This is a genomic window from Bacillus sp. NTK034 (assembly GCF_017303275.1).
Taxonomy (GTDB): domain Bacteria; phylum Bacillota; class Bacilli; order Bacillales; family Cytobacillaceae; genus Cytobacillus.
Genome location: NZ_JAFKOJ010000004.1, coordinates 36,257 through 52,359, shown reverse-complemented (window position 1 = coordinate 52,359; position 16,103 = coordinate 36,257). Strand labels below are relative to the sequence as shown.

Genomic DNA, 16,103 nt, shown 5'->3' with positions numbered 1-16,103 from the left:
ATCAGTCTATTTTATGCGGTATTTCCTTTGGCTTCGAACAGGAGCTGCGAATCAGCAATTCCGGACTCATAATGATTTCCTTAGGCGAAAAATACTCGTCCATCGTCAGGCGATTTTTCAGCAAGATAGCTGCTTCAACCCCAATTCTTTTCAATGGCTGTGTCATTAGAGTAAGCGGCGGCTGTATAAGCTCCCATTGCGCAGTATCACCGAAAGCGATTACAGAAATATCCTCAGGAATTCTCAAGCCCTGCTCATTGATGGCCTTTAACAATCCGATTGTCATCGTATTATTGCAGCAATATATGGCTGTTGGCGGTGTAGGGAGAAGCAATAGCTCAGTCGCTGACTCATAAGCCTTGTCAGCTTTAAATTCCCCAGGCTTGATCAGGATCTTATCATCTGAGCAGTTAAAATCTTTAATGGCAGCAAGTGCCCCCTCTAACCTTTCCTTGCCAACAGAATTTTTTTCAAGACCGTAAATTACACCAATTCGTTTATGCCCTAAAGAGCTTAAAAATGAAACAGATTCGTATGAGCCATAGTAGTTGTCATCAACAATCAGGTCCGTTGTGATCCCTTCAATTCTTTTATCTACAAGAATGACTGGGATTTGCTGTTTTATTTCCTGTACGATATCTGAATTGCCGCCAGTTGGGATTAAAACTAAAGCTTCCACCCGCTGTTCAACGATCAGCTGAAGCAATTCTCTCTCAGTAGTTTCATTTTCATTGTGGCTCATTAAAAGCATATGATGTCCGATGGAACGAAGCATATCCTCAATCGTTTTTGCAATCGACATAAGGTAGGGATTGGATATATCAGAGACAATCATTCCAACCTTTTTTGTCCTTACCGCTTTAAGGCTTCTGGCATTGGCATTGACGCGGTAGTTTAATTGCTTTATTGCATCTAATACTCTTTCCCGTGTTTCCTTCCCTACATATCCTTTATCATTTAGCACCTTCGAAACTGTGCCAATGGAAACACCAGCATGTTTCGCAACTTCTTTTATGGTTATCTTTTTCATGTTACCTCCAAGTTCATAAGCAAATACTATAATTACATCAATTATAGCGATTAATAGTTAATGGATGAACCCGGAACCTTGATGTATGCCTTACCTTAAACTTCAACCGAAAATTCACTGCTAATTTGGGATAGTTCTGCCTGAAGTTTCTTAATTTCAGATTCCGTTAAATCTAATTGAGGTGCTTTCATTAATCCTGCGTTTACCCCCCGTAATTTAAGAGCTTCCTTAAAGTACGACATATTGCTTCCACATTTCAGTGTTTCGCAATAAAGATTAGCTAATTTCTGATATTTCCTCGCTTTTTCAAAGTCTTTTTCCTGGAATGCATTATAAACCCCGACGAATGGCTCAGGATATACACAAGAAATACCTGAGACAACTCCTTCACAGCCCATCGCCAGTCCTGCCAGGAATAAACGGTCTGTACCAGGTACGACTGAGAAGCTTCCGTCATTAACATCCAAGTATTCATTTACCCTCAGGAAATCAGGATAGCTATATTTGACACCGATTACATTTTTTTGCCGATTTGCCACTCTCTGTGCCACCTGAGCACTAAAATCATTGCCCGAAAGCTGTGGAATATTATATAAATAGACTGGGAAATCCTCTGGGACACTGCTTGCTACATGAACAAAATACTCTTCAAGCTCATGGTCATTTGAACTAAAGAATACAGGTGTGACAACCCCGATGCCATCAGCTCCAATAGCATGTGCATGCTTCGCCAGCTCTACGGTTTCATCCTGGTTCATTGCTCCAACATGAATATAAACCGTAACTCTTCCATCTGCCTTTTTTACTACTCTTTCAGCAACTTGCTTACGCTCTTCTACACTTAGCCTTAACATTTCACCAGTAGTGCCTAAAGGATACAAACAATGAACACCCTTTGAAATTAGAAACTCTGTCAACTCATCAACCAAATTCAATTCCACTTTACCTTTTTCATTAAAAGGGGTGATCATCGCTGTTGTTACACCATACAAATGTCTCATGAATTCATCTCCTTCGATATAATATTAAAACGTTTCATTAAATTTAAGAACTGAATCAACGAAAAACATAGCCAACATACAAAAAAACGCTTTCATTTCCAGGTTAATCATATAAACAAGAATAGTTTTAGTAAAACGTTTCATTATTACTATAAAAAAATGGAGCAGTACTAACAAACTCCTTTTATACCATCAGGAAAAATTAAGTAAAACGTTTTACTGTTTTGAGTATAATAAATTTCCCATACTGTTTCAACCTATTTTTTTATTTTTTTGAAAATTTACTGTTTTATACTTTTTCCCCTTTGAAACTGCCATACTTGCTTTGCCTAAATATCAACACAACAATTCTAGCCAATGCCTTAAAAATAGTTCAATAGGGTACCTCCACTGGAAAATATGAATACTAGATTTAAATATACTACCGTTGATCCTGCAATTGTCAGGTTATCAAAGAAACGTTATGGAACTGAAATCGATATCTTCCCCCCATTCTGCTTCGATTTCATCGACAACTAAAGGGAGGCAGCGTCGGGGGATCAAAAGATATCGGAGATGTATGCTGGATCACCCCGGTGGACAAGTGATGACCTAACAGGTGAGACCTATTGCGGATGCTATTATGCCGCTTCCATAAGATTGAGTGAAATGTTAATCAAACGTTTGATTGAAGACTGTCTCTCCAAAAGGCGATTCCATATATGAACCTAATTTACAGCCAAGTCAATTAAGGCATCAGACACTACTAAAATTTGTCAAACACAAAAAAGGCGATGCCCAATGAACATTTAGGCATCGCTTTTATATAACTATCAGCGGATTAGAAAATCCTCTTCTTCCAGCAGATATTCCGGGTTTCTGCCAATTTCATCGCTGTGGAAATGATCCCTGATGACTCCATCCAGAAGATAATTGGCAATGGAGACCATGATCATCCCCTGGTCGAGAGCAAGGTAGGCTTCTGCAATTTCCCCTGTCTTTACATTGACAGAGTCATAGAATCCATATTTACTGTATGTGTCCAGAGCTTTCAATGCCGTGATATTTTTTGCTACTTCTTTCGGAGCATATTCTAATGCAAGGAAAGAAGCGTGTGCGGTGACGGTGCCGTCATCCTTGTAGCCGGATGTCCCTAAAGGTGTTGCAGCAAATTCACTATAGCCATCCGGAGTGGCTGCTGGTGAAAAGCCCCATGCAGGGTAACCCTTTTCTTCGGCAAATGCGATTTGAAGGTCAACATGACGCTGGTTGTTCAAGCCCAGAGCATTTTTTCCAAGCTCTTTTTCCTTCAGAACAAGGCCCGGCATTAATCCTTCAAACATGCTTCCGCCCCAGCTCGGAATGAATTTCACACCTTTGTAATTATAGTGACCCTGGAATAGCTCAACCCCATGGTACGATCTCATTTCTCCTGCCGGGATTTGAGCTTGCCAATCCCATTCTGGCGGAAGTGTACGATATGTTCTCCACCAGTGCTCAGCAGGTACATCGCCTTTTCCAATCGCAATATAGCTGCCTAAACGAGGCTCTGTATAAAACATTCCATAATGGTGTTCGGTGTATTCCCCTTTATCCACAGAATATCCTCCGCGGAATTGCCCCACCTCTGGATCATAGAGGGTGGAGTAATCCATGGCTTCTACTAATTTGCTGGTTTGATCATATAATTCCGGGTAGGCCTGTCCTGCTGTGATCAATCCGGCTGACAGCCAGCCGTTATCCACCTGGGATATGAATTCACCCCAATCGGTCATTAATGAACCATCCTTCGTAAAATACCAGTTGTAAAAGAGGCCGTTCCATTTTTCAAGTTTTTCTAGCGTATTTACTGTTTTTTGCAGCTTGGATATAGCTTCTTTCTCAGTAATGATGCCCATTTCCTCTGCTGAAATAGTACTTAACATATACATGGCAATGTTTGTTGGAGAGGTATGATTTCCTTCTTCTTTCACCCCATCACTGAAACGGACAATATCATTGGTAAGACCCGTTTCAGGATTTGTGAAGTCTTCGAAATAACGATACGTTTTCTTTGCAATCGGCTTTAATTGATTTTGAAAAGCAATTTCCTTGGCATTTTTCACAGAGGCTGATGCTGCAGGAGTCATCACAAACGCGTGAACCAAACAGAGAATCATGGTAATGGCAGTTGCCATTTTTTTAAACGACATAGGCTTCCTCCAGAAATCATAATTTTCGAAACGTTTCGATAAAATCATATCATATTTGCATGAAAGCGTGAACATTCTAAACAAAAACACTAGTAAATGCCTAATCACCAGGCATAAATACCTATTAAACAACTGGAATAGCAGCATATATCTCACGATTCAATTCGAAACGATTCGCTAAATCTTTAAATCAAGTTCTTCCGCTATCAAATAAAGTTCAAAGCAGCGAATGCCTTGGCTTTATTATTTATTCAAAAAAACTAATCGCACTGGCAAAAAGTGAGCCATCTAAAGGTACTTTCAACGAACACTTCAAATCAAAATGTGATATTCTCCGATATAAAAAAATTTTGCTTACGTTAATATGTTTTTTGAATAGAAATCAAGGCCTTATATAAAATTCACCCATAGAATCTTGTATATAAAGCCTATTTAAAGCACCCGTTTTGCATCAGTTTGTCATTGAAGAATAGCACCCATTTCTGGACTATACAAAAAATACTATAATGATTTTTCTTTAGTATTTGAAACAGGGGCCATTGTTTAGTTATTTAATGCAATTCTCTTTTTATACTAAAAGTGTTTTTATCGCCTACCGTTTCTACCACTCAAAAAGCGGCAAGGATCTACAACCACCTTCACGTTGAACGAACAAGTGCTAGTATTTCCAGCTGCATCTGTTGCGATACATGTCACTGTGGTCGTACCAGGAGGAAAAAAGGAACCAGATGCTGGCGTACAAACAGCCGTCACTCCAGGACAATTGTCGCTTACTGAAGGTTCTGGAAAGTTGACAAAAGCTCCATTTCTGCCCGAATCATTGATTACCGTAATGTCAGCTGGACAGACGATAGACGGCGGTTCGGTTTCATTGACAGTAATTATAAAAGAACACTCCTGACTGGCTTCCGTACAAGTTACATCTGCTTCTCCGACTGGAAAAAAGGAACCTGAAGGTGGTGTACAAACTGCTCCAGGAGATAATGAATAATTTACAATTGCTCCACATTGACCAGGATCATTTTCTACCGTAATATCGCTAGGACAAATTAATCCTATTTTTGTGACAAAAGCATCCTCACCCCCACCACCAAATGTCGGTTGAAAGGCATTGAGCGTAGGAAATAGGTTTCCCACAAAAAAATCCGCAGCCGCTTGGAAGGTACCATCTCCATTCCCCAGCAAAATCGAGACGCTACTGGATCCCATATTGACCACTGCGAGATCAAGAATTCCGTTACCGTTGAAGTCCCCAGACGAAATTCCTTCCGGAGATTGCCCCACAGCGAAGTTCATGGCCGCCTGAAAGGTGCCGTCTCCATTCCCCATTAGAATCGATATATCGTTGGAACCTTGATTGGTCACTGCCAGATCAAGGGTCCCATTATTATTAAAGTCCCCCTTCACAATGCCCGTCGGAACGCTCCCTGCACCGAAGTCTATCGCTGCCTGAAAGGTGCCGTCTCCATTCCCCATCAATATTGATACATTGTCGGTAAACTGATTCGTCACTGCCAAATCAAGGATCCCGTTATTATTAAAGTCTCCAGTTACGATGCCAGTTGGACCAGCAAATCCTCCGATATTCATTGCTGCCTGGAAGGTGCCGTCTCCGTTCCCCATCAATATTGATACATTGTCTGAGGAACGGTTGGCAACCGCAAGATCGAGAATCCCATTACCATTGAAGTCTCCAGTCGTAATGTTATAGGGCTCGTTCCCCGCACCAAAGTTCATCGCCGGTTGGAAAGTCCCGTTCCCATTGCCGAGTAAAATTGATACATTGGGTGAACCTGAATTTGTTACCGCAAGATCGAGAATCCCGTTACCATCGAAGTCTCCAGTTGTAATGCCAAATGGCCCATTGCCCACACCGAAGTTCATTGCCGCCTGGAAAGTGCCATTCCCATTGCCTACTAAGATGGAAACAGTATTGGAAAGTAAATTGGTTACTGCGAGATCAAGGGATCCGTTATTATTGAAATCTCCAGTTGTAATGCCGATAGGAAAATCTCCTGCCGCGAAGTAAACAGGTGCCTGGAAGGTGCCATCTCCTTCGCCTAAAAGGATTGATACATTATCAGAATCAGAATTGGTCACCGCAAGATCGAGTATATCATCCCCATTGAAATCACCTATAGCGATATAAAATGGAATTACGTCCGGTGATCGAGTACTTCCTGTCACATAGGCATTTCCTAAAGCATCTACCGAAATATCAATGCCGCTATCAATCCCGCTTCCCCCAAGATAAGAGGAGTAAATCAGCAGCCCTAAAGGATCAACTTTAGAGACAAAGGCATCAAATTGTCCCCCGCCATATGTTGCCTGAAAGGCATTCACATTGAAGGGATAGCCGGTAGGTGAAGAAGTACCACCTGTCACATAGGCATAGCCATAAGAATCTACCGCAACACTTGATGCCTGATCATTTCCAGTACCACCCAAATAAGAAGAGTAGATCAACATCCCAGCAGGATTTACCTTGGATATAAATGCATCTGCAAATCCACCGCCATACTGCGGCTGAAAGGCATTCATAGTTGGAAAACCAGTGGAAGATTGAGTCAAACCCGTTACATAGGCATTTCCAGTAGAATCGACTGCGATTTTATTACCTCGATCATTGTCAGTTCCCCCAAGATAAGAGGAGTAGATCAGCATTCCATTGGGATCCACTCTAGTGATGAAGGCATCGAGTACGCCGCCAAATATTGGTTGAAACGCATTGACGTTAAAGGGAAATCCGGTAGGGGAAGATGTAAAACCTGTCACATAGGCGTTGCCGGTCGTATCTACGGCGATGCAAGGGCTTTGATCATTTCCAGATCCCCCGAGATAAGAGGAGTAGATTACCCCCCCGGTAGGGTTCACTTTGGTAACAAAGGCATCTGCGACTCCGCCAAATGCGGGCTGAAAAGCATTGATCGTGGGAAAGGTACCTGTTGGAGAGGTAGTCGCTCCGGTTATATAGGCGTTGCCGGAATCATCTGCGGCAATACTATTTCCCTCATCAGCTCCAGTTCCCCCAAGATACGAGGAGTAAATTAAGCTCCCTGCTGGGCCTACCTTGGTGACAAAGGCATCCCCTGTAAAACCACCGCCAAATGTGGGTTGAAAGGCATTCATTATAGGAAAAGTTCCTGTAGGAGATGCAGTTTGTCCTGTTACATAGGCATTTCCGTTTTGATCGACAGCTATACTGCTGCCCCTATCACTTCCAGTTCCTCCAAGATAGGAAGAGTAAACAATCATCCCATCGGGGTCTACTTTTGTAATAAACGCGTCTCCAAAAGTACCCCCACCGCCAAATGCAGGCTGAAACGCATTCAAAGTAGGAAAGGTCCCAGTTGGAGAACTGGTAAATCCGGTCACATAGGCATTACCTGCATTATCGCTGGCAATACTTAAGCCATTCTCAGATCCGTTGCCTCCAAGATAAGAGGAATAGACCAGTATTCCATCAGGATCCACTTTAGTGATGAAAGCATCGTTTGCACCGCCAAAAGTAGGTTGAAACGCATTGACGTTAAAAGGAAAGCCAGTGGGGGAAAATGTAAAACCCGTCACATATGCGTTGCCGGAATCATCGACATCTATACTAACTCCCCTATCCTGGCCTGCTCCTCCAAGATATGAGGAATAAATGATACCAGGATCAATTATGAGTGGATAATGAATGTCATACTCCTCACCCATTTTAAAACCAATCACGAATTCATCTTGATCATCCGTTTCCAGCTTGAAAGAACTCTGCACTGAAACTTGTTTGTTATTCTTTTCTTGTACACTTACTGGACACTCATCAATCACCTGGCCAAATGCAGTATCTATCAACAAATTTCCTTTTTCATTTAACGAAAGCTTTATCGCACCATCATAGGTAAAACGTATATCTTCCACATTAGCACCCGGTTGAACCCAAAACTCATACTTAATTTGACCCTTTTCACCTCGGAAAACGAGATCAATCCCCGGCCACAGATCTGAATAGACAATCTCCTGAAATAAAGGAATATTTGTATGCCATTTAGCAGGATCATTTCCTTTAAAATAGTTAACTTTTCCTTGCATCTTTCCTCTTCCAATTGGTGTTACTCCTTTATTAGCAAAAAGGAAACGGAAATCCAGACAAATCCCTTGAATCTCTTTTTCTATTTCTGGACTTTCTGTGACCCCTAAATCGGAAGAAGGCAGATCTTCACCTTTTTGAATGCCATTTTCAAAAAAGGTATAAATAACTTTTTCAGAGGTGAAAAAAGCTCCATGACTTGCTCCTTTCATCTCATAGTAAATCTGTTTATCCTTCAGTTGCCCAGCATTGGGAACAAAATATGAGGATAATTTCCTGTATTTATCTGCAATCATTGTCTGAGTATTATCATTCGACATGAACTCTTGACCCTTCTTTCTTCATGTTTTTACTTTAATGTACGAACATAAATAAAAATGGAATGGGTGAATATCGTGAAATTGCTAATAATTCATCAAAGGGTTTCAGATTATCCATGTCGTCAATATCAGATTTTCACATATTATTGGACAATCAACTACTCTGCTCAAGCTCTCCAAATGCTACAAAAAAGCAATGCTTAATGAAAATCCTTATTCATCTATCTTGCCCGTTTGTGTGTATAACAGCAGACGGAGAACCAATGGCAGCAGGCATAATTAATGGGGACCATGATAATTAGAAGCAGAAAAATCTTCAATTAATTCAGTGACAATAAGCTTTTAATGGCAGGATAACCCGGAATTCTATTTTCGATTTGGGAAAGGCGTTGCACAAGAACCCTCGTTGGAATAAAAGCTGACGGAACCCTTTTTTCTTAAAGTTGAGACAGGCCCCGGGCATAATTGTTGGTGCAAGCTTTGAAGAGAACGCCAAGATCATGAAGTCAATAAGAGCAGTCAATGCGCATAATCTTGACAGGGGCATGTCCACTTCCATGGCAGTTCGAGAAACACTGGTGACAAGACCTTCTGATTTAACTGGAGAACGGCCGATTACAAATGCTATTCTTTTGCTTCCGTATGATAGAGAGAAATGTTAATCAAACGTTTGATTGAAGACTGTTTATTCAAAAATTCCATGAAAGCAACCTAAATTTCCGGGTACCCTGGATACAGAAAATCTACAGATAAGACCTTGCTGTAAAGTATAGTAAGAATAAATGTATAAAAAACTTTCTGTTCTTACTATAAAACGAGATTAACTAAGAAAAGACATGCTTAACTGGGCTGCAACACTTCACTTTATCAAAATCTAACTCAATAAATCCTTGCTGCAAAAGACAGCAAGGTTTATTCTTTTTCATAATTTTACTCTTCACGATATCTAGAGTCCCGCAGAATTTAATTTGCTAGCAATTCACACAACTTCAAACAATAATTTTCATCAGCTACAAGTTCATCAAAAATATCTTTAAAAGAAATCAGGTGAATTTTATAATCTTTAAACCCAAGGTTAAACATGGTTCTTGATCCTTTAACATATAATAAGTATTGATAAAAAAGCAGGAACAATGTCTTTATCTCCGAACTTGATAAAACTAATTCCATTTTCCCCATAATCTGTATACCCTATTTCAGATATAAATAAATAATTAACAGAAGTTAAATAAGGATCATTTAGTATTGTAGGGTAGGTTGATTTTAAAGCAGGGGTGGATAGACACATTTTCCTTTACAAGCCTGGAGAAGGACAGCTAATCAAGTATTAACCTTTCCGGAAAGCTTTTTTGACCTAGCAGAAAGGATTCCGCGTCAGCATGGGAAGTAAAAAAATTTTTAAGGAACAGAATTTAATCAAACGTTTGATTGAAGTGATAATGCTCTTTATAGTAAAACCCCCAGCCGCAATGGCTGGGGGTTTTGTAAATGCCTTTCCTATTTAGCTCAATGTTACAATCCCATCTTTAACAGTAAATGTTTCTCCTAAGTTAAGGATAGCAGATACTCCATCTATTGTTTGTGATTCTTGCGGCGCTTCCAAGACTATTGACTCATCCGTGATTTCACCGCTTGAGATAGTTATAACCACTCTCCCAGTTTGATCTTCTGTTCCTTCTGAAGCTATAGCGGTTACATCTTCATTTAAATTTAAGCCTTCTATTGAAGTATTTATTGCTGCAATGGTGGTGTTAATATCAGTATTCCATCCAAGTTCGAGATTCTGAATAATCTCTTTTGCTTCAGCAACCTTTTCTGCATCTGTGGGTTCAGAAGGAGTAACCGATCCGTTATCTTCTAAATTGCCAATTGTGAAGGTTTGTTTCCATGATTCGATTGGAATTGGGGAATCTACCACGGAAAATTCTAACTCTGCCTGGCCGGATACTTCTTCTCCACCGATTAAGTCTGATAACTTAACCATGTTAAAGTCAAGACGGTTTATTTCCTTTGTAAAAAATTTTCCGCTTACTCTTAATGTAACTTTTCCCTTTACGGGATCTCTGCGTATATAACCTTCATTCTCTGGTATCAATTTAGTGAAATTTTCAATACGCTGCCCCTGAGAGTTTACTATAGAGTTGTTAAAGTAATTCATTAATTCGGTATTCACATCTAAAACATGGTTAGTAATATGAGGATGCCAATCAGCTTTAATGCTAATATTATCATCTACTTTTATCGTTGTATCTTCTGTAACACTCATTTCGCCTGTTCTGAATGTAATTTCCCAAGCTTGCTGATTCTTTTCAAGAGAATATACGGGATTTATGCTTTGATATTTCTCTTTAGTCAGATAAAGGGTGTTCACATTGTTTTCAAATTTTGGATGAAGAATTGTATTATATTTATTTCCCAAAGAGTAAAGCGGTCCTGCATGTTCTAATCGGTAATTGAGAGGATTGGCTGTTTCCATTTCAAAAATGATTTTTGCCATATCATTCTCTGTAAATTGGATTGTATGATTTGTTTCAGAAACTGTAAAACCATCCTTAAATAAGCTATATGATTCATTATCCCGTTCACCATTAAAGTGAATGTTATAGGTTCCATAGGGGATATAAGTACCTGGGCTAACCCGTACAGTAAGTATGCCTTTTTCACTTTCCTTTGTTAGATTCATGCTTAAAGAATCCTCATGGCTCGCATCAACGTTTGGTATATTCACCTTTAATGGAACATGATTGCCGGTTGGCGCAATTTGTTTCGTAAGCCCTTCCCTTAACTCAGTACGAGTTACTTCTTCAATAAATAAATAATTATTCGTTTGGATTACAATGTAGAAGGTCTCAGCAACCGTTTCATCAAGTTCTGTCACATTGATTTTTAATCCGGATTCAACTTGTTCAGTATTAATTGTCGGACGAGTTTCCATATGAGATCCGCCATTTTCAGTTATAGGGGTTACCTCAACATCAACCCAGTCAGGAGTAAACTGTTCGCCCTGAATGACAAAGGATATACCTGTTCCCATGCTTGGATCCTCATCATTCCCATCTTCAATTCTGGTTTTCAGGAAATCCTCTATAAAGTTTTGGATTTCGGATACTTTTGCATCTACTTCCTGCTGCGAATGTCCGAATCCTTCATACATTGCCTTTGCTCCCGCTATTAGAGCCTCCAATTTGTCATACTCTTCTTGCGGGTACTGTCCCGGCTCTGTACCTGTTTCAACTCTATTAGCAAGACGCTGGGCTCTCTGCCATTCATAGTGCAAGTCTGTTAGATCCAGAGTGATGACAGATTTTCTGAATTGGGAAATTGCTTCCTTAAGTTTAGCGGACTCTTCATCAATGAGACGCTGGTTCTCCACATCAACCTCTCTATCTTCTGCTTTTACCATTACAGCACTATCTAGTGCAGTTTGCAGAGCGAAAGCTGCGTCCGCAGAAACATTCCCTTCTTTTTCTCCTAGTGTTGTGTTTTCAATAAGATTTTCAGCATTTAATATATATCTTTCCAGCTCAAAAGTATCCAAAATGACATCATAATTTGATATATTTGCAGGCGGAGTCACTCCAACACGCAGTTTCGCATTTGTAATGCTTGCACCTTCACCTAATTCAATATTGGCATTGCTTCTAAGAATAAGCTGATCTATATGGCTATTAATAATAACCTTATCATTCTCTGTATTGATAACTACATTCGATACCGGAGCAGCAATTTTGGTCGCAGCACCAGACTCAATCCAAATTGTTCCGTCAATTTTTGATTCTGTACCCTCCGCACGAACCTGAATGGCTTCGCCTGATGTGATCTTAATACTTCCTTTAAAGGTAGTATTCCCGGTGAGAACAATGGAATTTTCGCCGCCCCCATCAAAGTTATGGGTGGAGTTCTCTCCGTCTTTTACATCCTGCAATGTCAAATCGTAAACAGTTTCTGCTATATTCAGTGTATGAATGGTTGCATTCTTTATTAGAATTTTGTCTCCATAAACTGATACCTTTGGCAAATTCATACCATTGAAATCTATGGTTTCATCCTGAATATTTTCCGGAATCACGATTTCCTGGCGGACTTTCCCGATATTAGCTGCATTGAATCCATCCACTATTTCTATTTTTGTAATTCCCGGCTGTTCAGCAGCGTAGGAGAATGCAGCACTTGTGGAAACTGCGGCTGTTTGCCCATTATCTTTGAGTATTAATCCGGCTGGCAGCACTTTTACTACAAGTACAACCTGCTTATCATACCCCTCAACTGTTCCAAAGAACTCATGCTCACCTGCAGCTGATGTGTCCAAACTGGTCCGTTCCCATGTAACGGCAACAGAGCTTGTTGAGCCATCGCTTAACTTTGCTGTTACTTCACTCGGCAATGAGTATTGTTCGTTAATTGTCACCGTTTTGGTGATAGTTGAAATTGACTCAATGACAGCTGGCACAGGTTCTTCAGTGTCATTTCCTCCGCCATTGGAAGGAGGCGGATTGGATGGTGTGCCCGGTACTTCCGGCGGCTGAGTCTGCACTGGCGGATTATTGGTCAGTTCCACTCCTGTTGCTTTTTCCACCTTGCCATTATTCGTAATGGCCACATTTCCAGTTACACTGCTGTCTTTTTTCACTTCTTTAATATGTGTGTCTTCTTTAACGGTAATTTCCGCATTGGCATTCATGATGTTTACAACAGTATTTTTCAAATCACCGCCAAGCTCAATGGTTTGCCCTTTTTCTTCTGCAGCGAGATTAATAGACTGCACCTGGGCTCCCGCTTCAGCTGACAGCTTCATAGATGATTTAACATCTACTGATTTTATTTTCGTGTCTTTATTAACATTAAGTTTAGCGTCTTTCCCACTCACAGATACAAGAGTTTCTGAGAAATCACCTTTCAGGGAAACTCCCTCTGATCCTTTAGTCCCTGCAGCTTCGATGGATATGTTTGCAAATGCATCTTTATTTTTTGACTCGATATGAATATTGCCTGAGACACCTGCTGCTTCCGAAACTGTAACGAATTCAATCTTTGTCCCTTTATCCCCAACAATATTGGCGCCATTTGCATCATTAATCACTAATTTTTCAGCAGTGACACCATTTTGATATAAACTATGTTCCGCTACATCATCGACTATGATGGATCCGCCTTTGTTTACTTCTACATTTTCCAGATAAACCGTACCTGCGCCAGTTTCGTTCCCTTTAATAATAATATTTCCATTCACTACAGCATTGGCCAGTTTGATATATTGCCCCTTGCCTGCAACTAACACGATTGATTCTTTGTATGTTTTCAATTCTTTTGAATCTCCGCCTGCCGTTGTCGGCTGATCAGCATTTGTGGAATGGGATTCAATAATAGAAACAAATGCTTGGATCTGCTTCTGATAGGATTCATAATTTGTTTTTAATTTAGTATACAACTTTGACTCTTTATCGAGTAAATCCAGTTTCGTTCCATCTTTAAACAGCTTGTCAATTCTGCCAGTACGATAGATTACTTGATCCACATCTTTATTTTTTAACGCAGAATCAAGCCTGTCCATCTCCATTTTAAGGGATGTAGGATATAACGCACTTTCTTTAATGTCATAGGCTTTCTGCTGATATGTATCGAGTAATGAATCACGAGTGGTTTTTCCGTAAGCTTTATAAATGAACGGGGACCTTCTCTTTATTTCAAGTGACAGATCATGGTATGCTTTTTCAGCTGCATCATCGACCTGATGATTAACCAGATAATGTTCTAAAGCTTCTGCTTTAGCTGTAATTTTCTTCCCTGCAGATACAGCATCAATATATTTTACTGCCCGGTCAAAGTACACTCTGACATGCTGGTTCAGCCTTGCTTCCAAGAGTTCCTTATCTTTGCCTTTTACTTCTTTAACGGCTTTTTCTGCCTCTCTTAAAGCAGCTTTTGTCTCGTTGAATAATTTCATATCCGGGTAATCTGCCGCATGTTTGGGATTAGCTGCCTTTCGATGTTCGTATGACACTTCCCACTTTAATGCACCTGCTAATTTCTCAGCCTTCTCTACATGCTGATTAGCTGTTATTCCGGCTTCCGCCTGCACCGGATTTCCTGCTGCCAACCCAGCCACTGCCGCAGCAGATGTAATTCCCCATACCTTTAACCCTTTGCTTTTTCTCTTCCCCATCTTTTCCTCCTTAAATTCTTAGGAATTTAATATCACCTTAAAAAACCACATAAAGGAATATTAGGTAATAGTACCCATATTATTATACATTTCCTACATTTTCCACTCAAGACATAAATGTATTTATTTAGATGGTTTTACTCGGTTTTTTACGACTAATTTCTTCGGAATTTGTCGGAATTTCAGATACGGAATCTATAGTTATAGTCCTAAAAGTCTAGTAACATAGTTATATATTCCATTTTTTAAAAAGGAGGATATTAATTGATAAAGCTATTAACGAAAATGTTTATTGTTTCCGTGCTTATTTTAGGGGTAGTCAGTCCTGCTTCAGCTTTCTGGGAAAGCAATAAAAATGTTTATTATGTAGCGCTGGGTGACTCTCTAGCAGCCGGCCGGACACCGTTCGGAGCTAATGGGAAGGGCTATCCCGATTTTATCGCAGCCAAATTTAAAGAAGCTGGTGTATTGAAGGGATTTGTCAAAAGCTATGCAGAGTCTGGCTATACTTCCAAACAGGTTCTCGACGATATCCGGAATAATGTCACGATTGGCAATAACGCCGGTATTCAGACCGAGCTAAGCAAAGCAACTCATATTACCTTAAACGCCGGTGCAAATGATCTTCTTCGCCAGCTTAAGGTTGACCGAACAACAGGAGCGGTTACGTTTGACGAAGCAGAAATGCAAAAAGCAATGGCGGGTGTCCAGCAGAATTTAACGGATACCATTTTGGCGATCAAAGCCATTAACCCAACAGCACAGATCTACATAATGGGCTATTACAATCCATTGCCTCATCTCCCGGCTCAATATCAGCCAATGCTTAATCAGTCACTGGCGGTTCTGAACACAATCATCGAGAGAATTGCTGAAGCATCTGGTGCCACTTATATCTCCACTGCTCAAACCATTGCTGCTAATATTGGGTATCTGCCGAATCCGCAGGATGTTCACTTGAGTGAAGAAGGCTATAAAGCTGTGGCTGATTTGTTTTGGACTATTATGAAGCCGGAAATGCCAGAACAGCCTGCTCCTGAGGAACCGAAGGAAGAAGATAAAGAAATTCCTGTTGTCCATTGGGAAGGAATGGTCCTGAAAAAAGGCCAGATTGGGAAACTGGCGGTTGAAAAACCGATTAATCTATGGACTCGAGCCGACGGAAAGCTGAAAGCGGTTAGAGTACTGAAAGCAGGCGAAATCTACCGTGTCTATGGATATGATGGAGGATTTGGCGGGCAGTACAGTGTCGGAGGAGGGTATTATGTAACGAAAATAGATGGCTATGTGAAGTATAAGACGCCATCGAAAGAGAAGCTAAAATTAGTTAATCCGTAAAAAATATG

Annotated in this window: 7 protein-coding genes and 1 pseudogene; 3 read left to right on the top strand and 5 right to left on the bottom strand. The window is 40.4% G+C overall.

The features are described 5' to 3' along the window. Position 1 precedes the first annotated feature (1 nt). The 4 genes from JI665_RS13285 to JI665_RS13270 all read right to left on the bottom strand — a co-directional run bounded on the left by JI665_RS13285 (position 2) and on the right by JI665_RS13270 (position 8,486). Positions 2–1,030 carry a LacI family DNA-binding transcriptional regulator gene (locus JI665_RS13285; protein WP_206839980.1) on the bottom strand — a complete coding sequence of 343 codons (1,029 nt, stop codon included), beginning with the start codon at positions 1,028–1,030 and terminating at the stop codon, positions 2–4. A 95-nt stretch (positions 1,031–1,125) separates the two neighbouring features. Then, a complete protein-coding gene (locus JI665_RS13280; protein WP_206839979.1) occupies positions 1,126–2,031 on the bottom strand; it encodes a dihydrodipicolinate synthase family protein in 906 nt (301 codons plus the stop codon). 812 nt (positions 2,032–2,843) lie between these two features. Then, complete coding sequence (locus tag JI665_RS13275) at positions 2,844–4,202, bottom strand: glucoamylase family protein (RefSeq protein WP_244671186.1); 1,359 nt, start codon at positions 4,200–4,202, stop codon at positions 2,844–2,846. A gap of 585 nt (positions 4,203–4,787) precedes the next feature. Next, entirely contained in the window at positions 4,788–8,486 is a 3,699-nt protein-coding gene (locus tag JI665_RS13270) for an SBBP repeat-containing protein (RefSeq protein ID WP_206839977.1), read from the bottom strand. A gap of 551 nt (positions 8,487–9,037) precedes the next feature. Here JI665_RS13270 and JI665_RS13265 point away from each other — a divergent pair. Then, on the top strand, positions 9,038–9,256 hold the full coding sequence (locus JI665_RS13265) for a phosphodiester glycosidase family protein (RefSeq protein WP_280516089.1): 219 nt from the start codon (positions 9,038–9,040) through the stop codon (positions 9,254–9,256). Positions 9,257–10,095: 839 nt separating this feature from the next. On the opposite strand, the gene JI665_RS13260 is transcribed toward JI665_RS13265, so the two are convergent. Beyond that, a complete protein-coding gene (locus JI665_RS13260) occupies positions 10,096–14,757 on the bottom strand; it encodes an Ig-like domain-containing protein (protein WP_206839974.1) in 4,662 nt (1,553 codons plus the stop codon). A gap of 285 nt (positions 14,758–15,042) precedes the next feature. Between JI665_RS13260 and JI665_RS28600 the strand changes: the two are divergent. Both JI665_RS28600 and JI665_RS28595 read left to right on the top strand, forming a co-directional pair. After that, positions 15,043–15,738, top strand: a pseudogene (locus JI665_RS28600) (SGNH/GDSL hydrolase family protein); the annotation flags it as partial. After that, entirely contained in the window at positions 15,739–16,095 is a 357-nt protein-coding gene (locus JI665_RS28595) for a hypothetical protein (RefSeq protein ID WP_312886211.1), read from the top strand. It begins immediately after the preceding pseudogene. Positions 16,096–16,103 lie beyond the last annotated feature (8 nt).